The organism is Pseudooctadecabacter sp., assembly GCF_020627745.1.
Lineage (GTDB): Bacteria > Pseudomonadota > Alphaproteobacteria > Rhodobacterales > Rhodobacteraceae > Octadecabacter.
The window spans coordinates 52575-70033 of sequence record NZ_JAHDGE010000007.1; the positions used below are offsets into that span (position 1 = coordinate 52575).

The window sequence follows — 17459 nt, forward strand, 5'->3', positions numbered from 1 at the left end:
TCGCTGCGCGTAAGTCAAAACGCATGTACGCATTAGCGCCCCGCCGTGACATCAAAACAGCGCCCTTGCGGCAAAAGCGTGGCAGCAAAATTCGACACGTCTTGTCGCAAACAACGCTAGACAGGCCCAAAGGCGGCTGGTCTCGTGATGACAGCATAGGGAAGGGTCGGGGTCATGAAAGATCAGTATCGCGTTGTCGTTATAGGGGGCGGTGTCGTCGGGGCATCGGTGCTGTACCATCTGGCAAAATTCGGATGGACGGATGTTGCACTGGTTGAACGCAACGTTCTGACCGCCGGATCATCCTGGCATGCAGCAGGCGGCATTCACGCGCTAAACGCAGACCCGAACATGGCCGCCTTGCAGGCCTACACCATTGATTTGCTGTCAGAGGTTGAGGCCGAGTCCGGCATCGACATTGGCCTGCACATGACCGGCGGCATCACGGTGGCCTGTGATCCGAACCGGTGGGAGTGGCTGCAGGGGGCATACCGGACCTTCCAGACCATCGGCATCGACGACTGTCACCTGATGGGCGTGGACGAGATCAAGGAGAAATGCCCGATCATCTCAACCGACGGGATCATCGGCGGGCTTTGGGCCGATCGTGAAGGCTATGTCGACACCACGGGCACCGTGCACGCCTATGCCCGTGCCGCCAAAAAGCGTGGCGCGGATATTATCGAACACAACAAGGTCGAGGAGCTTCATTGGAAGGGCGACCACTGGCAGGTTGTCACCGAAAAAGGCACTATTCGCGCCGAACACGTCGTAAACGCCGGCGGTTTGTGGGCCAAACAATGCGGCCGGATGGTCGGCCTTGACCTGCCGGTCTCACCCCTGTCGCACCATTATTTTCTGACCGAAACGATCCCGGAACTGGAACAGATCGACTTCGAGGTGCCCATGACCGTGGATCTTGAGGGGTTCACCTACATGCGCCAAGACAAGAAGGGCATCTTGGTCGGGATCTATGAGGTTGATCACCAACACTGGATGATGGACGGCGCGCCGTGGAATTACGGGATTGAGCTTCTGCAAGAAGACACCGACCGCATCGAAAATGAGCTGATGATGGCGTTTGACCGCTACCCGGCGCTGAACGACGTGGGCATCAGCGATTGGGTCAACGGGGCCTTCACCTTTTCCCCCGACGGCAACCCGCTGGTCGGACCTGTGGAAAGCGTGCCCAACTATTGGCTCGCTTGCGGGGTGATGGCGGGGTTTTTGCAAGGTGGCGGCGTGGGCAAGACGCTGGCCGAATGGATGATTCACGGTGACACAGAGACGGATGCGTGGTCCATGGACATTGCCCGCTACGGCCCGCAACATTCCAACCGCGAATACATCAAACAGACGACCGGCCAGTTCTATTCCCGCCGGTTCGTCATGACCTATCCGAACGAACAACTGCCCGCTGGACGCCCCCTGCGCATGGCACCAGCCCATGACGCGATGACTGCTGCCGGATGTCGTTGGGGCCAAAGCTGGGGCCTTGAGACACCGCTTTATTTCGCGCCTGAGGATTTCGTCGAAACCCCGTCCCTCAACCGGTCCGACGCGTCCCCTTTTGTTGAGGCTGAATGCAAAGCGGTCCGTGAGGCCGCGGGCCTTCTGGATATCACCGGTTTCAGCCGGTTTGAGGTCACAGGGGCAGGCGCTGAGGCTTGGTTAGACACTCTTTTCGCGACCAAGCTACCCAAACCCGGCCGGTCCCGTCTGGCGGTGATGCTGTCACCTGAGGGTAAGTTAAAGGGCGATCTGACGCTCTTCAACTGGGGCGACGGGACATGGTGGATCATGGGCAGCTACTACCTGCGTGAGTGGCACAAACGCTGGTTCGCGGATCACGAAGGCCCGGACATGATCTTGCGCGATATCTCGGACGATGTGTGTGGCTTTTCCGTCGCCGGGCCGAATGCGAAGGCGATCATGCAGTCTGTCCAGCCTGATCTTGAGCTCCCCTTCATGGGCTGTGGCACCTTCGATCTGGGGCTTTTGCGCTGCAAGGTGGGCCGCCTGTCCGTCACAGGCGAACACGGATACGAAATTCACTGCCGCGCCAACGAACACATCGCGCTGCGGCGTATGCTGCTTGAGGCGGGCGCAGGGCATGGCCTGCGCGAGGTTGGATTTAATGCGCTCCTGTCCCTGCGGATCGAAAAATCCTACGGCATCTGGTCCGCCGAATTCACCCAGGATCGCACGGCGGCTATGACAGGCATGGACCGCTGGATCGACTGGCAGAAACCGGACTTTATCGGGCGCGACGCAGCGATCAAGGAACGGGACGATGGCCCAGAACAGGTGCTTGTGACCTTGGGTCTTGATAGCCCTGATGCGGATTGTTCGGGCTATGAACCGGTCTGGTCAAACGGCACGCGGATCGGCTTCACCACCTCCGGCGCTTATGGCTACACCGTCGGCCAATCCATCGCGATGGCCATGGTCGACCGCGCCTATGCGGAACCGGGCACGGAATTGACGGTGCACGTCGTGGGTATCGAACGGCAGGCCAAGGTCCTTGCGCCGTCGCCGTACGACCCGGACGGCAAAGCGATGCGGGGATGACCCGCCGTCAGGGACGCAAAGCACGCGGCGCGGCTGAGGTCGCGCGCAAGGTCGATTACAAGACCCTGCGCAACCCGTTCCCGCCCCTTGCGGTCTTCCCTGATGATCGGATCGACGCCATTCATGCAGCGGCTTTGGATGTCCTGAACCGGCTGGGCATCAAGGTCCTGCTGCCCGAAGCGCGGCGGTTGTATGAGGCCGCAGGCGCAAAGGTGCAGGGCGAGATGGTCTATCTGCCGCCGACCCTTGTGGAGGACACCCTGGCCCTCGCACCCAAGTCGATCCTTCTCAAAGGCGGCACACCGGACAGGGACGTCACCCTCGAACTGGGCAGCCTCATCTTTCAACCGGGTGCAGGCGCGCCCCATGCCACGGATCTGGAACGGGGACGCCGCGCAGGCAGCCTTAACGACTACCTCGAACTTACAAAACTGACCCATCATTTCGACGCGCTGCACATGCTGCCGCCGCTGGTGGAACCGCAGGACGTGCCCGTGCACTTGCGCCACTACGCCATGATGCGCGGGCAGCTGACCCTGTCGGACAAAATCCCTTTCGTCTTCTCCCGTGGGACCCCTCAGGTGCGCGAAAGCTTTGAGATGCTGAAGGCGTTTCGCGGTGTAACAGACACTGAATTTGCCCAGAACGCCTATTGCTACACGATCATCAACACCAACTCTCCGCGCCAGTTGGACATTCCCATGGCGCAGGGCATCATCGACTTTGCCCGCGCGGGGCAGGTGTCGATCATCACGCCCTTTACGCTGATGGGGGCCATGGCCCCCGTAACAGTCGCCGGTGCCCTGACCCTCAGCCATGCGGAGGCTATGGCGGCGATCACCTTGGGCCAAATCGCCAAGCCGGGCGCGCCAATGACCTACGGCACCTTCACCAGCAATGTGGACATGAAGACCGGTGCACCTGCCTTCGGAACACCCGAACAGGTCAAGGCCTCACTTGGGGCCGGACAGCTTGCGCGAAAGTTGGGATTGCCGTGGCGCTGTGCGGCTGGGTCGGCGGCCAACATCAATGACGCGCAAGCGGCCCATGAAACCGAAATCTCCGGCTGGGGGGCGTTTCTGGCAGGGGCTACGGTGATCATCCATTCCGCCGGATGGTTGGAAGGCGGGCTGACTGTGTCCTACGAAAAGCTCATCACCGATATGGATATGGTCCAGACCTTTGCCGAACTGTGCGCCGCGACGGACGCAGACGATGATGCCATCGCCCTGACTGCGCTGGCAGAGGTCGAACCGGGCGGGCATTTCTTTGGCGCGGCCCACACGATGGACCGCTATCAAACCGCATTTTATGACCCCGTCGGCATGGATTGGTCCAACATCGGCACATGGACAGAACGCGGCGCGCAGGATGCCAACACCCGTGCCACGCGGATCTGGAAAGACATCCTGCGTGACTTTACGCCGCCCTTTGTCCACCCCGACAGGGTCAAAGACCTCGACGCTTATATCGCCGCGAAAACAGCGCTTGGCGGCGCACCCCCGGAAAGCTGATCGCGGATCGGTGAAGCCTCTGTAACGACGCTGGAATTTCGGAAATTCCACCCCATATCCTGTCGTGACCCAAAGGAAGGACATCGCCATGGCCAAATACGAAAAAAACCCCGACGTCGTCGCGACCCTGACACCGGAACAGTTCCATGTGACACAGGAAAGCGGCACGGAACGGCCCTGGACAGGGCCCTATCTGGACAACAAAGACCCTGGAATTTACGTGGATATCGTTTCGGGTGAGCCGCTTTTCGCGTCCTCGGACAAATACGAATCCGGTTGCGGATGGCCCAGTTTCACCAAGCCGATTGAACCGGCCAACATGAACGAACTGACAGACACGACCCTTGGCATGATCCGGACCGAGGTCCGGTCCACCCACGGGGACAGCCATCTGGGCCACGTCTTTCCAGACGGCCCGCAAGATCGTGGCGGGCTGCGGTATTGCATCAATGGCGCGTCCTTGCGGTTTGTGCATCGCGACGACATGGAGGCCGAGGGCTACGGCGATTACATCAACCAAGTGGAGGATATCTAAATGACCGAACGTGCAGTGCTAGCTGGTGGATGTTTCTGGGGCATGCAGGATCTGATCCGCAAAATGCCCGGCGTTGTGTCGACCCGCGTGGGGTACACAGGGGGCGACGTTCCCAATGCGACCTATCGCAATCACGGAACCCATGCCGAAGGGATTGAGGTTATCTTTGACCCCGACGTCATGTCCTACCGTCGCCTGCTTGAGTTTTTCTTTCAAATCCACGATCCGACTACCCCCAACCGTCAGGGCAATGACCGTGGCATGTCGTACCGGTCCGCCATCTATTACGAAAACGAAGACCAGAAGGCTGTCGCGGAAGATACAATAAAGGACGTCGATGCCTCTGGCCTCTGGCCCGGCAAAGTCGTGACAGAACTGGACCCCGTTGGTGACTTCTGGGAGGCCGAGCCGGAACATCAGGACTATCTGGAACGCATTCCAAATGGATATACCTGCCACTTTGTCCGGCCGGATTGGGTTTTGCCCCGTCGGGATGCCGCTGAATAGATCACCCCGTGATGCGCGGGCGACCCCGTGCCGTTATCCGCATCGTCGCCTCGATAAACATTACCTGAGCCTCGATCTGCGCTTCCCTCAGATCGAGGCTTTCGTTTAGGCGCATATCCTCAACCCCGGCGGCCTGCGCCTTTGATCGGGCTTGGTCCGTCAGGCGGGCGCGCAACGCGTCGAATGCCTCGGCTTTGTCGGCAAATTGTTGCGGACCGTCGGTCAGGTGCACCCGAAAGGCCCCCTCCCCGCCGCTGGTGACAGTGCCTTCCGCGTGAACAACCACCTGTCCGACCACCGCGCCGATGGCATTGGCAACGCCCCCCTCTTCTGGCAGGGCGGTTTTACAGCCAAGACGTTTTCCCACCGCGCCATAGTAACTGCGTGCGGAGGCACCCAACCCGATCACCGGCAGGGCCAGCCCCGCGCTGATCCGCACAACATCGCTGTGGCTATTAACGCCGGCCCTCATCAGGGAGTGACGTGCCAAACCAGCGGGATCGTCCCATCCTTCTTCAGCAAACGCAGCCTCCAACAAGGCGTCCGATGTCTGCAGCGTCAGACGGTCAATGACGCGGCGGGCAAGGGTTTCGGCATCCGGCGCAAGCCTGTCACCGCTCCCAATGCGACGTTTGGCCATCAGCGCAAGGGCCTTGCGCGCGGCATCTGCATCCCAGTCGCCCAACCGGCCCAGAACATGGCTTGCGTCGGACGGTGTGATCCCTGACATCAGGACAAGCCCGCGTTGAACCAGTCTGGCGAGCGCGGGAATTTCGACGCGGGATTGAACCGCATCCGCCCAGCGCAAGGGGCCAGCCGACAACCGGTCAATAACTGCCGCTTCGCGCGGGTCAACGTCTGATGGCACGGCATCCCATTGGCCAATGACAAACCGCGTGGCCTCTTCAGGGGGCGTTTCCAACGCGGCTGCCCTGTCCAGCGCACCGTGTACCAGATCGCCGTGGTCCCGCGCCAGAAGGGACACCGGCATCACCCGTTTCGGGCCAAGGACCAGACCACCGTCCAGACCGTCCAACACACGAACCTCGCTGTCACCGCCCAACCCGAAGGTCCGCATTGCCACGGCCTCGACCATCGTCCGGTACGGGCCAACCTTGGCACCTTGGGGGTCGATCTTGGGCAATCCTCCGCGCAGCAGGCAGATGTCGGTGGTGGTTCCCCCGATGTCACTGACCAGAGCGTCTTGTTCACCGGTCAGCCATTGCGCCCCTGCAATGCTGGCCGCCGGACCGCTGAGGATTGTTTCGATTGGCCTCTCTCGCGCCAGATCGGCAGAAATCAGCGCCCCGTCCCCCCGCACGACCATCAGCCGCGCGGCTATCCCGCGTGCTGTCAGATGGGCCTCTGTCGCGGTAATCAACCGGTCGATCAAACCGATAAGTCGCGCATTCAGCACCGCCGTCAGCGCCCGTTTGGGGCCGCCAAGCGCCTGGCTAAGTTCATGGGAGCACGTCACCGGAACGCCCAGCCGCGCGCGGACAATGCCGCGCGCGCGCGCCTCATGGTCGGGATTTCGCGTGGCAAAGCGGCTGGCAATGGCAACGCCCGAAACACCGGCCAGCGCATCCAGCCCGTTTTCCAGCGCGGCAGTGTCCAGCGGCGCAACCTCGGCCCCCGAATGGCCGTGACCGCCCGCAATGAAAAGAACAGGGTCATCGCCCAAAGCATCCTTCAGATCGGCGCGGGATAGTTCACTTTCCTCAAACCCGATAAAGACAAGCGCCACGCGACCGCCCTGCCCTTCCACAAGGGCATTGGTGGCAAGGGTCGTTGACAAAGACACCAGGGACACCGCATCGGGTGTCAGCCCGCTTTGCGCCAGAACGGCATCCACCGCAGCGCCGATCCCGCCTGACAGGTCGGGGCGGGTCGTCAGGGATTTGGCACGGGCCACAACCGCGTCGGCCTCATCATCCAGAAGAACGGCATCCGTGTATGTCCCGCCCGTGTCGATCCCAAGAAGAATTGCCATGTCCACCCCGCCGTGTTGCGCCTGACGCTATGGCAGACGGCACCCGCGTCTTGCCCGCAAACGACATGATGCCGTCGGCTTAGGTCTTTGTCAGACTTTCCAGCGTGATCAAAGTGCCACCAGCCGCCGCCGCATCTTCTGCATCGTGGGTGACCATCAGAACCGGTAGGGCGCGATCGCGTGCGGTTCGAAAAACCAGATCGCGGACCTGCGCCCGCAATTCGGCATCAAGCCTTGAAAACGCTTCGTCCAGCAGCAAGGCGCGGGGTTTGGACAGCAACATGCGCACCAGCGCCACCCTTGCCTTCTGACCGCCGGACAAGGTGGCGGGATCACGGTCGGCATAGCCGGCCAGTTCGACATCGTCCAACGCCGCCTCAATCGTGGCCCGACGCTCAGCACGGCTGCCGCCTGCGGGCATTCCGAAGGCCAGATTGGCACCGACAGACATATGCGGAAACAGCAGGTCGTCCTGAAACAGAATGCCGATCTGACGGCGGTGCGGCGGGACATGGGTGATGTCCTGTCCATCCAGCTCAACAGTGCCCATCCCCTTGAAGGCGGGCGCAAGGGTGCCTGTGATGAACGCCAGAAGGGTCGATTTTCCGACGCCGGACGGCCCCATCACTGTCAGGACCTCACCCGGTGCGATGACATGGTCGACTTCGATCAACGGGGATCCTGCGCGCAAGATACAGACATTCCTCAGTGTAAGGCCGTTAGTCATGCAAACCCCTCCGGTTGCGCCAAAGAATGGTCGGGACGATCAGGGCCACGGTAAAGGGTACCAAAGCGGCCAGTGTCTGCAAAAGGCCGTACACGCCAATAGCGCGGCGGTCGCCCCCCGATGAAAGGGCCACGGCCTCGGTTGTCAGCGTCGACACCCGTCCGCCCCCGATCAGCAATGTCGCCAGATATTGCCCCACAGACACCGCCACACCCACGGCTAATGCTGTCAGAACCGGACGCGTCAACATCGGCAGGCGCACGGCCCAGAAGACGCGCCACGGGCTGGCACCCAGTGCCTGGGCAACCGTTGCGTTGCGGGCGTCCCATGACCGCCACGGATCGCCCAGCGACAAAAACACATATGGCAGAACGAAAACCAGATGGGCGAAGACAACCGGCATCTGGCCCATATCGGCCCCGATGCTAAGCAACATGGTCTGCAGCCCCGGCAGGAACGCTGTCTGTGGCACCAGCAGCGGCAGATAAAGCAGCAACAACCCCCTTTGGCCGAATTGCCGCCCGCCGCGATGTTCGGCCTCAAGACACCCCAGTACAAGAACCAGCGCGAGGCCAACCGCCGCCCCTGCGATCACAAATGTCTCGCCCATCGTCGCAATGGCGGAGGGGCCGTGTCTGTCCCATGATCGCAGTGTAAAGCCATCCGGCAGGACGTTCGGAAAGGTCCATCGGGCGGCAAATGACCAGACCAGCAGACTGGCGAGGCCCAGCAGGATCGACAGGGCCGAGAGCGCCCCGAACCAAAGGCCCAGAACACGTCCCGGCGTGTCCGTTTGCCCGCGGCGGCCAGATGCAATCCAGCGGCGGCCAAGGGCGGCGACGACGCGTTCACCCAGCCACCACGCCACCAGAACGCCAACGACCAACGCGAATTGCAAAAGCGCCGCTGCGGCACCTGTCAGGCGCATGGCAAGGTCAGGGTCGCTCATCCATTTGACGATCTGCACCGACAGGGTGGGGGGCGTGCTGGGGCCAAGGATCACGGCAACGTCCACGACGCTCATGGAATACCCGATGACCACATAGACCGGCAGCCGGATCTGGGCGTAGACCCGTGGAAAGACGGTTTTCAGCCAACCGGTCACCCGCCCGTAGCCCAGCGCCTGCGCGACAAGCAATGACCGACGCGGTTGCGCCTGTCCCATGGCGGCGATCATCATCAAGAGCAGAAACGGAACCTCTTTGACGACCAGCCCCGCGACCATGGCCAGACCCAGCGGGTCCTGCACGATCAACACATCTGGCGGGCGGTCCCATCCGGTCAACCAAGGTGAGGTCATGCGCGCCAGCCACCCCGACGGCACAATCAGAAACGCCAGACCAAAGGCTGCCGCCGCATGTGGTACGGACAGCAGCGGCGACAGCAACCTCTCCAACACCCGGAACGACCGCGTGCCAGACCAACCGGCGACAATGAACGAAACGATCAGAAGCGACAGTCCGGTCGCAAGGACGCCCGTCGTCACCGACAGGCGCACCGCCGCCCCCAGCCCCCCCCAATCAAAGAGGCTCCGGAACGGGTCAAGCGTCGGGCCCGTCAAACCGGCGGCAGGCAAATGCCCGAACGCCGGTAGAACCGTCCCATAAAGGCCCGCGATCACGGGCCCCAGCATTGCAAGCAATGTCAGTGCAGGCAGAAAGCGCAGCACGCAGGAACGTTACTGACCAGTGCCGTAACGTTCGACCCAGTCGTCGGTGACGCGGGTCATCCAGCTGGGGTGGGGTTCGGCCTGAACCGTGCCCAATTCAGCAGGCGACAACGTGGCGATGCCCAGTTCCAGCGCGTCAAATGCAGCACGCTCGTCCTCGGACAGTTTCGCCATGTCCAGCACCGTGCCGTAGCCCAGAATGTTCGGGTCTTGCGCGCGGGCCTGTGCCTCGGGTGACATCAGGAAGTTCGCAACGACCATGGCCCCCGCAGCAGAACCTGAGTTGTAGGGGATCGCCACGAAGGACGCATTGCCGATGGTGCCTTTGTCCAGGACGAAAGTCCGCACAGTCTCTGGCAATTCAAAATTCGCAATCGCTGTGGAGGCCGCACCGGGGCTGAAGGAAATGGACAGGTCAAGTTCGCCATCGTTGATCAGCGGGAACATGGCCGTGCCCGTCGCGGGATAGGCCTGACCGGACCGCCACAGATGCGGGGTCAACGCGTCAAGGTAGGCCCAAAGCGGCGCCACGACGTCATCGTAGGTTTCGTCAGTTGCGGCCTCTTGCAGGACGGCGGGGTCTTCGATGATGTCGACCAGTACCTGTTTGAGGAATGTAGAGCCAAGGAAATCCGGCGGCTGTGGGTAGCTGAAGCGACCGGGGTTCGCCTGCGCCCAGTCCAGCAGTTCATCCATAGAGCCGAGGGTGTCGGGCATCGTGTCGGTGTTGTGGACAAACACGACCTGCGCCATGGCCCAAGGGGCCTCATAGCCTTCGACTGGGACCGTGAAATCGGTCTGGACGGTCTTGCCGTCAACATCCACCACGGCCCAGTTGGGCAGCTGTTCGGCAAAGGGGCCGAACAGAAGATCAGCGTCTTTCATCGCGGCAAAGTTCGCGCCGTTAATCCAGATCATGTCGATGGCACCGTCGTCATCTTCGCCGGCTTGCTTTTCGGACAGCACACGGGTGACGGCATCCGCCGTATCCGTCAGCTTGACGTGTTCAAGGATGACGCCATAGTCTTCGGCCACACGCTCCCCCACCCAAGCGATAAAATCGTTGGTAGTGGTTGACCCGCCCCATGCGTTCCAGAACACGGTCTGGCCGTCGGCCTCTGCCAGAACGGCATCCCAATCGGCTGGATCAGGGTTGGCCAGAACAGCCGAAGGCGCCGCGAGGGCTGCCATCAATGCAAGATATTTCATTGGTCTTCCTTCATAGTAAACACACGCCGTGCGGCGATCAGACGAAGGGTCGCGGTGGCAAAACACAGCGTCCCGAAAATCCAGGCCAGCGTCGCGAAAGACGCGGGGAACAGGCACAAAAGAACGAAGAAGACGATTGTCTCCGTCCCTTCCAGCAGGCCATTGGAATAATACAGCGATTTCACCCCTTGGGCTGACGTTTCGATCCCGCGCTTTTCCGCCAGAATCGCATAGCCCAAAAAGCTGGTCCCGTTGAAATAGAAACTTGTCAGAAGGTACGCACCGGCAACCGCGTTGGTTGCAGGGTCCATCACGACAAAGGCAAAGGGGATCGCGCCGTAAAACAGAAAGTCGCATGCGATATCAAGGTAGCCGCCGAAATCCGTCTTGCGCGTGGCCCGCGCCACCGCCCCGTCCAGACCATCCGCGATGCGCGACGCCAACAGCATCACAAGGGCCGCCCACGTCCATCCGACCATGATCAGGCCCGCAGCACCCAATCCCAACGCGAGCCCCACAAGGGTCACACCATCCGCAGTCATGCCGCGTTTGGCCAGTCCCTGACCCACAGCGTTCAGCGGCGGGTCGATCAGTTTGCGGGCGGCAGCGTCCAGCATGGGACCTCCAGTTTCGTCTGGGGTTGTTTGACCCAAAGGATGCAATGACGCAATCGTGCTGACAACAATGTGACAGGAATCAACCACGAAAAAGGGCCGCGCAAATGCACGGCCCTGAATACTTTGGAAAACCGAAGGCTTAGGAATCGCTGTCGCTGTCGCCGTCTTCTTCCATCTCGCCATCTTCCATCTCACCCTCGTCTGCGCCGAATGTCGCAAGGTAGGCGTAAATGTTGATCGCTTCTTCCTCGTCGCGGACGCGGTAGGCCATCTTGCCCCGTGCGCGGTTGTTGTCGAGTGTTTCACGCAACCAGCCGGTCGGGTCCTGCACGTAACCGACGAACGCTTCCTCGGTCCAGACTGTGCCCATCTCGCCCAGCTCGAGGATGCTGTCGCCGTAGCGGAAGTCTTCGACTGCGCCCAACTGGCGGCCAGCAAGGCCATACAGGTTTGGACCGGTGCGCGCGTTGCGGCCTGCCAAAACCTCGCCGTCCGCGTCTGCCACAACGTGACAGGCCACACACTGGCGGTTGAATTGTTCTTCACCGGCGGCCGCATCACCTGTTGCGGCGTGGCCGTCTGCAAATGCCGGGCCTGCCAAAAGCGCCGCAGCTGCTGCGTAGATAAACTTGGTCATCATTGTCTCCCTAACGTCAAGTTTCAGCGCGGCAGGTTGCCGCATCGGATAAAAGGGTAGTGTGCGGCGGTGTGCCGTCCAGAAGAAATAGAGATTCCGTGAATGATATGCGATATCACGCCACCTGATGCGCGATAGCGCATTGTTTCCAAAGGGTTGTCAGCGCCGCCACCAAATGGGCGATATCCGCATCCGTGTGCAATGGGGACGGCGTAAACCGCAACCGTTCGGTGCCCTTGGGCACTGTCGGATAGTTGATCGGCTGCACGTAGATGTTCCATTCATCCATCAGATAATCAGCGAGCATTTTGGTCTTCACCGGATCACCAATCATCACCGGCACAATGTGGCTGTCGTTTTCCATGTGCGGGATGCCTTGCGCGTCCAGCATGGCACGCAATTTGGCTACCTGACGGCGTTGCCCTGCCCGTTCGAACTGGCTGACCTTAAGGTGTTTGATCGACGCACATGCGGCGGCGGCCACGGCGGGTGGCAAGGCCGTGGTGAAAATGAACCCGCTGGCAAAGCTGCGGATGAAATCACACAGCGCGGCGGATCCGGTGATGTAGCCGCCGACACAGCCGAATGCCTTGCCCAGCGTGCCTTCGATCAAGGTGATCCGATGGGCCACACCCAACTCCTCGGACACGCCGCCCCCGCGCGCGCCATACATGCCCACGGCGTGGACCTCATCAATGTAGGTCATCGCGCCATACTTTTCCGCGACATCCAAAATTGCCTCAATGGGGGCAATGTCACCATCCATGGAATAAACCGACTCAAAGGCGACGATCTTGGGGTGATCTGCGGGCAGCGCTGCCAGCTTCGCCTCAAGGTCGGCCACATCATTGTGGTTCCAGATAACCTTTTTGGCCTTGGAATGGCGGATGCCCTCGATCATCGACGCATGGTTGCCCGCGTCCGACAGGATCACACAATTTTCCAAGCGACTGCCAAGCGTGGAAAGTGCGGCCCAGTTGGACACATAGCCGGAGGTAAACAGCAACGCCGCCTCCTTGCCGTGCAGATCGGCCAGTTCGGCCTCCAACAGCAAATGGTCGTGGTTCGTGCCAGAGATGTTGCGCGTGCCGCCAGCGCCAGTGCCGGTGCGCTGCACGGCCTCAACCATGGCATCAATCACCTTCGGGTTTTGGCCCATGCCAAGGTAGTCGTTGGAACACCACACCGTCACATCGCGCACGCCCTCATCGGCGTGGTTGGCAGCCTTGGGAAATTTGCCACATTGGCGTTCCAGTTCTGCAAAATAGCGGTAGTTGCCGTCATTTTTCAACTGGTCCAGCTGGTCGTTAAACAGGGCATCAAAATCCATTGGTCTCTTCCTTGGCAGTCGTAAATCGTTTGTGTTCCGGCAGCATCCACCGCCAGAGTTTTGCGTCCGGCAGCGGGATCACCATGAACCAGTGTTCCAGCAACGCCAGCGCGCTGAGGGATGTCAAAAGGGCAAAGCCTGTGGCCGCTACCGTGGTCTCGGCGGTCATCAACAGTTGCGCAAAACAGGCCACCGCAAAGGACAGCACCGTCACCGATAACGGGAAAAACGCGGTGATCGGCCCTTGGCGCAGGTGGCTGCGCAGATGTTGCAAGGGCACGGGCAGGAATTCGAAATTGATGCGCGGCACCCCGAAAAACAGGTTCAGTTTGGCACTGATGCGCGCAAAAAACAGGATCGCATAGGTCCACAGGGCAATCTGGTTGTCGGCCTGACTGGTCGCCAACACGACAAACGCCATGCCCGCCAGCAGCAGGATTTCATGATGGGCCAATGCATCCCATGCGCGCCAGAACCGTGGCGCGCCGACCACCCCTTCGGGGCAACTGGCCCGCTCGGGTCCGGTGATCACACCGGACAGGAACGACAATTCGATCCACGCCCAAATGCCGAGCGCCCCGAAGAACCCGGCATAAAGCCCCGTCAGCCCCGTGTCGGGCGCAGACACAACCACACCGGCCACGCCCAGCGCCAAAACAGGCACGGACATGAACACGGCCACGTTGTAGGCGTTGCCACCCGTCCGGTCCGCCCGACGGATGACATACAAAATCGCCCCGGTGGCGAACCACCAGGTAAAGAGCGCGATGAGAGATGCGCCCCAGACCCCCATCAGTAGGCAGGTCTCAACACGGTGCTTTCAGGCACCTGATGTTTGATCGCGGGGATCGTATAGAGGGACACAAACGCCAGCGCTGCCTTGGCAGACCCTGCGATGTTGCCAAAGAAACCCGAAACACCACCGCGTTTCTTAGCCTCGGCAATCTGCACATTGGCTTTTTGCATCCGCACCAGATTGCGCTGCCACCGGGGGTGTTCGATATCCAACATCAGCGGGAAAATCTGACCCGTCAGCACAGAGGTCTTGGTGAACACCTCATGGGCATACCAATCGGGATCAACGCCCAACGCTTTGTGGAACGCAGGCCGCTGATGGTCACGCACATACATGGTGGAATAAACCGCCGTCAGGAAGAACTTGATCCACAGCTTGTTGGTGAAACTTTCGGTCAGTTTCGGGTCCGTCTTCATCAGCAGGGCAAAGGCCTCGCCATGGCTGAACTCATCATTGCACCATTCCTCGAACCACTTGAAAATTGGATGAAAGCGGTGTTCGGGATGCGCCTCAAGATGGCGGAAGATCGTGATATAGCGCGCGTAGCCGATCTTTTCGCTCAGATAGGTGGCGTAGTAGATGAACTTCGGGCGGAAATAGGTGTACTTCTTCGACTGCGTCAAAAACCCAAGGTTCACGCGCAGGCCAGCCTCCCGCAGGGCGTCGTTGATAAAGCCCGCATGACGCGCCTCATCCCGTGCCATCAGCTGAAACAGCTGCGTGATGTCCTGATTGGACCCCCGGCGTTTCATTTCCTTGTACAGCACACAGCCGGAAAATTCGGCGGTGCAGCTTGAGATCAGGAAGTCGATGAACTCCGCCTTCAGCTTCGGCTCCATCCCGTCCCAATCGACGTGGTCCCAATCTTCGTTCTTCTTGAAATGGCCCTTATTGGGGTCGCTTTCCATCTGGGCGATCAGCGCGTCCCATTCGGCGCGCACAGGTGTCACGTCAATGGCGTCCAGTTCCTCAAAATCGGTGGTGTAGAATCGCGGCGTCAGCAGCGTGTTCGACATCGCCGTTTCCGTGGCAAAATCATCGTCAAACTTTGCCTGCTCTTCCTGAATCGCCAGACCTTCTTCCACGGTGGTGGCATCGGCGGAGTGTTTGATGTGCGCGTTCATACCGTCACCTCCTCGGAAAAGCTGAATTCGCACAGCTCCATGAATTCAAAATCACCCGTGGCCCGCGTCCACATACGTTCCAGCCCGCTGGCCCGTGTGATTGTCGCCATGCGTTTCTCTTCGACCACCTCACCGAAAGGCGCCATGATCTCAGCCCCGTGGACCTTCACGGTGTCCCCCGGCCCAACGACCGATCCGTCCGTGAATTTCACATGCGCGCTGAGTTCCTCAAAGCGGTGCGAAATGGTGACCACGCAGGGCACCTCTTCTTTGGTTCGTGTCAAAAGGCCCATGGGGGTTCCCTCCTTTATCTTCGTTTCAGTTCAGCAGCCCGGCGAAGGCTGCCACGTTGTCAGCGCCGTAGCCGACCAGCTCCACGGACCATCCGGTCTCGGGATCTTCGATCGCGTAGGTGCCATTGGTGCGTTCGATCAATGTGACCGGCGCTGTGTTGGGCGTGTCCGCCACCAGACGTTCGCGTTTGATCACGATGCCCATGACGCCCACAAACCCCATCAGGTCATCGGCGGAATGGGCGATCTGCACGCCGTCTTCGTCATAAACGGTCGATACCCCCTCGCGGGAGGTTTCGAACTGCAGCGACATCTGCCGCGCCACCGGCGCACGATCGATGACGCCTGTGTTGGGCACATCAAACCACTGCGCATAAGCGACAAGCGCCAAAGACGCCGCCATCAGGCTGAACATGGCGACCACCAGAAAACGGGGGACCATGTCCTTGTCGCGGTGCTTCATCTGTTCTGAAAGGGACATGACCGATTACTCCGCTGCGACGGCATGGGGTTCCATGCGTTCCACTTGGGGTTGGGAGACACGCGCCTCGGCGGCTTCCGCGAAAATCTGCGCCACGTTTTGGGCGTCGGGGATGGACCGGAACGCAGGTTGCGTTTTGGACACGTACCAAGGACGCACATGCGGCCAGCTCATCATATGGCTGAACCGAGTGTCGCCAATCAGTTCAAACGCCAGCGTGCCGTGGCCGGTTTTCTTCAGGTCCAGCGCCGCATTGCCGATCTGCGTGTAAGGCAGGTTCAATGTCATCGTCAGGGCCGCACCAATCCGCATCGCCACGCGCTTGTTCGTCAGCGTATAGACCGCCGACCGCGCCTGCATGGTGGCCAGCCCCAAAATCAGCAGGCAACACAGCGTCCCGATCACAACGAACGGGACGCCATGCGCCAATGCCTGATCCATCGGCACGAAGGTCGAGGACACACCCACGCGCCAGACGGTCAAAAGGACGAAATACCCGATGACCCAGTACAATTTCATCGCATCGCGCGCCAGACGCAGCACCGAAGGGCTGCCCTGCCACAGGATGTGTTCCCCTTCGGGCAATGCCTCTGGCAACCCCCGTACAGGTTCGAATTTGAAATCGTCGTGGGACATCGGTCCGTCCTTTCTTACGTCTTACAGCTGCGGCTCAAGCCGCTTTTCCGAGGCGTACAAAGTGCCACCGGCGTAATACGCCATGACCTTTTCTTCCTCCAAAAGCGTGACTTCCGTCGCAGATTTGGTTGCAGGGATGCCCGGGAAATTATGGGCATAAAGCGATTTGACCGTGACCCGGTCGGTGCCGATCCGGCACAGATTGATCGGGATCAGGCGCATCTGGCCGGACCCTTCGGGGTTCAGATCCATTTGCAGGAAACGGACCAGCTGTTCGGGCACGTCGACCCACATGTCCGTCACGCGACCCACGACCTCACCGTCACCGGACACAACCGGCTTGCCGCGCGGATCACGACCGGCGGAATGGGCAAACTCGGGCAGGCTCGCCATGGGGCGGATTTTGACATGGCCGTGGCCGTCAAGCTCCGGCACATCACGGCGCGGCGCCCAGGCGGCAGGACCGACGCCATCGACCATCGGATCACCGGTGGGCACATAGGGCGACCCTGCGGCCTTGGACGTGCGCGCAAGCGCGAGGGTTTCGCGTTTGTGCGCCAACTCGTTCTCAAGGCTGGGCACTGTCACCTGACCGCGCCCGTGCGGCAGATCAAAGGTCTTTGGCTTTGGCACCGGAAACGGCCCCTGGTTGGGCGCAATATTGCCGTCGTCATCCTCCAACGGATAACCTTCGCGCATGTTCTCCGTTTGCAGGTAATAGATCAGCCCCGCAAAGAAGATGTAGAACAGCCAGATGGCTGCACTCGCCAGATCGAAATTTCCAAAAAAGTCTACGCCAACCATGGGTATGTCCTCCGTC

At 60.5% G+C, this 17459-nt stretch carries 17 protein-coding genes; 4 read left to right on the forward strand and 13 right to left on the reverse strand.

Annotated elements, in window-relative coordinates; translation table 11 throughout:
• Positions 1–174: 174 nt before the first annotated feature.
• The 4 genes from QZ653_RS05260 (at position 175) to msrA (ending at position 5127) form a co-directional block, all read left to right on the forward strand.
• A complete protein-coding gene (locus tag QZ653_RS05260; protein ID WP_296418268.1) occupies positions 175–2571 on the forward strand; it encodes a GcvT family protein in 2397 nt (798 codons plus the stop codon).
• Entirely contained in the window at positions 2568–4085 is a 1518-nt protein-coding gene (locus QZ653_RS05265; RefSeq protein ID WP_296418270.1) for a trimethylamine methyltransferase family protein, read from the forward strand. The genes QZ653_RS05260 and QZ653_RS05265 overlap by 4 nt, the downstream gene beginning before the upstream one ends.
• Before the next feature lie 88 nt (positions 4086–4173).
• Positions 4174–4620, forward strand: coding sequence for a peptide-methionine (R)-S-oxide reductase MsrB (msrB, locus tag QZ653_RS05270; RefSeq protein WP_296418272.1), 447 nt, complete (start codon positions 4174–4176; stop codon positions 4618–4620).
• A complete protein-coding gene (msrA, locus tag QZ653_RS05275; protein WP_296418274.1) occupies positions 4621–5127 on the forward strand; it encodes a peptide-methionine (S)-S-oxide reductase MsrA in 507 nt (168 codons plus the stop codon).
• A 1-nt stretch (position 5128) separates the two neighbouring features.
• Here msrA and QZ653_RS05280 read toward each other — a convergent pair whose 3' ends face one another.
• The 13 genes from QZ653_RS05280 to puhA form a co-directional block, all read right to left on the reverse strand.
• Positions 5129–7120, reverse strand: coding sequence for a hydantoinase/oxoprolinase family protein (locus QZ653_RS05280; RefSeq protein WP_296418276.1), 1992 nt, complete (start codon positions 7118–7120; stop codon positions 5129–5131).
• Positions 7121–7199: 79 nt separating this feature from the next.
• Positions 7200–7847 carry an ATP-binding cassette domain-containing protein gene (locus QZ653_RS05285; protein ID WP_296418278.1) on the reverse strand — a complete coding sequence of 216 codons (648 nt, stop codon included), beginning with the start codon at positions 7845–7847 and terminating at the stop codon, positions 7200–7202.
• Positions 7840–9480 (reverse strand): ABC transporter permease, encoded by a 1641-nt coding sequence (locus QZ653_RS05290; RefSeq protein ID WP_296418396.1) that lies wholly within the window; start codon positions 9478–9480, stop codon positions 7840–7842. Before QZ653_RS05290 ends, QZ653_RS05285 begins: the two co-directional genes overlap by 8 nt.
• Positions 9481–9525: 45 nt before the next feature.
• Positions 9526–10725: an ABC transporter substrate-binding protein gene (locus QZ653_RS05295; protein ID WP_296418280.1), complete on the reverse strand. Its 1200-nt coding sequence runs from the start codon at positions 10723–10725 to the stop codon at positions 9526–9528.
• Positions 10722–11342 (reverse strand): CDP-alcohol phosphatidyltransferase family protein, encoded by a 621-nt coding sequence (locus tag QZ653_RS05300; RefSeq protein WP_296418281.1) that lies wholly within the window; start codon positions 11340–11342, stop codon positions 10722–10724. Before QZ653_RS05300 ends, QZ653_RS05295 begins: the two co-directional genes overlap by 4 nt.
• A 139-nt stretch (positions 11343–11481) precedes the next feature.
• On the reverse strand, positions 11482–11979 hold the full coding sequence (locus QZ653_RS05305; protein WP_296418283.1) for a c-type cytochrome: 498 nt from the start codon (positions 11977–11979) through the stop codon (positions 11482–11484).
• A gap of 115 nt (positions 11980–12094) precedes the next feature.
• Positions 12095–13309 carry a 5-aminolevulinate synthase gene (gene hemA, locus QZ653_RS05310; protein WP_296418284.1) on the reverse strand — a complete coding sequence of 405 codons (1215 nt, stop codon included), beginning with the start codon at positions 13307–13309 and terminating at the stop codon, positions 12095–12097.
• Positions 13299–14102: a putative photosynthetic complex assembly protein PuhE gene (puhE, locus tag QZ653_RS05315; protein WP_296418286.1), complete on the reverse strand. Its 804-nt coding sequence runs from the start codon at positions 14100–14102 to the stop codon at positions 13299–13301. Before puhE ends, hemA begins: the two co-directional genes overlap by 11 nt.
• A complete protein-coding gene (gene acsF, locus QZ653_RS05320) occupies positions 14102–15229 on the reverse strand; it encodes a magnesium-protoporphyrin IX monomethyl ester (oxidative) cyclase (protein WP_296418288.1) in 1128 nt (375 codons plus the stop codon). The genes puhE and acsF overlap by 1 nt, the downstream gene beginning before the upstream one ends.
• Positions 15226–15522, reverse strand: a complete 297-nt coding sequence (locus QZ653_RS05325) for a hypothetical protein (RefSeq protein WP_296418290.1) — start codon at positions 15520–15522, stop codon at positions 15226–15228. The genes acsF and QZ653_RS05325 overlap by 4 nt, the downstream gene beginning before the upstream one ends.
• Before the next feature lie 25 nt (positions 15523–15547).
• Positions 15548–16003: a photosynthetic complex assembly protein PuhC gene (gene puhC, locus QZ653_RS05330; RefSeq protein ID WP_296418292.1), complete on the reverse strand. Its 456-nt coding sequence runs from the start codon at positions 16001–16003 to the stop codon at positions 15548–15550.
• A 6-nt stretch (positions 16004–16009) separates the two neighbouring features.
• Positions 16010–16639, reverse strand: a complete 630-nt coding sequence (gene puhB, locus QZ653_RS05335; RefSeq protein WP_296418294.1) for a photosynthetic complex putative assembly protein PuhB — start codon at positions 16637–16639, stop codon at positions 16010–16012.
• Between the two features lie 21 nt (positions 16640–16660).
• A complete protein-coding gene (gene puhA, locus QZ653_RS05340) occupies positions 16661–17443 on the reverse strand; it encodes a photosynthetic reaction center subunit H (protein WP_296418296.1) in 783 nt (260 codons plus the stop codon).
• Between the last annotated feature and the right edge of the window lie 16 nt (positions 17444–17459).

Bases quoted from the DNA above. Each gene is read 5' to 3' on its own strand.
- QZ653_RS05305 (WP_296418283.1), bottom strand. From the start codon at position 11,979: ATGACCAAGTTTATCTACGCAGCAGCTGCGGCGCTTTTGGCAGGCCCG.
- acsF (WP_296418288.1), bottom strand. From the start codon at position 15,229: ATGAACGCGCACATCAAACACTCCGCCGATGCCACCACCGTGGAAGAA.
- puhE (WP_296418286.1), bottom strand. From the start codon at position 14,102: ATGGGGGTCTGGGGCGCATCTCTCATCGCGCTCTTTACCTGGTGGTTC.
- QZ653_RS05325 (WP_296418290.1), bottom strand. From the start codon at position 15,522: ATGGGCCTTTTGACACGAACCAAAGAAGAGGTGCCCTGCGTGGTCACC.
- QZ653_RS05290 (WP_296418396.1), bottom strand. From the start codon at position 9,480: ATGCTGGGGCCCGTGATCGCGGGCCTTTATGGGACGGTTCTACCGGCG.
- hemA (WP_296418284.1), bottom strand. From the start codon at position 13,309: ATGGATTTTGATGCCCTGTTTAACGACCAGCTGGACCAGTTGAAAAAT.
- QZ653_RS05300 (WP_296418281.1), bottom strand. From the start codon at position 11,342: ATGCTGGACGCTGCCGCCCGCAAACTGATCGACCCGCCGCTGAACGCT.
- puhB (WP_296418294.1), bottom strand. From the start codon at position 16,639: ATGTCCCACGACGATTTCAAATTCGAACCTGTACGGGGGTTGCCAGAG.
- puhA (WP_296418296.1), bottom strand. From the start codon at position 17,443: ATGGTTGGCGTAGACTTTTTTGGAAATTTCGATCTGGCGAGTGCAGCC.
- msrB (WP_296418272.1), top strand. From the start codon at position 4,174: ATGGCCAAATACGAAAAAAACCCCGACGTCGTCGCGACCCTGACACCG.
- QZ653_RS05280 (WP_296418276.1), bottom strand. From the start codon at position 7,120: ATGGCAATTCTTCTTGGGATCGACACGGGCGGGACATACACGGATGCC.
- QZ653_RS05265 (WP_296418270.1), top strand. From the start codon at position 2,568: ATGACCCGCCGTCAGGGACGCAAAGCACGCGGCGCGGCTGAGGTCGCG.
- puhC (WP_296418292.1), bottom strand. From the start codon at position 16,003: ATGTCCCTTTCAGAACAGATGAAGCACCGCGACAAGGACATGGTCCCC.
- QZ653_RS05260 (WP_296418268.1), top strand. From the start codon at position 175: ATGAAAGATCAGTATCGCGTTGTCGTTATAGGGGGCGGTGTCGTCGGG.
- msrA (WP_296418274.1), top strand. From the start codon at position 4,621: ATGACCGAACGTGCAGTGCTAGCTGGTGGATGTTTCTGGGGCATGCAG.
- QZ653_RS05285 (WP_296418278.1), bottom strand. From the start codon at position 7,847: ATGACTAACGGCCTTACACTGAGGAATGTCTGTATCTTGCGCGCAGGA.
- QZ653_RS05295 (WP_296418280.1), bottom strand. From the start codon at position 10,725: ATGAAATATCTTGCATTGATGGCAGCCCTCGCGGCGCCTTCGGCTGTT.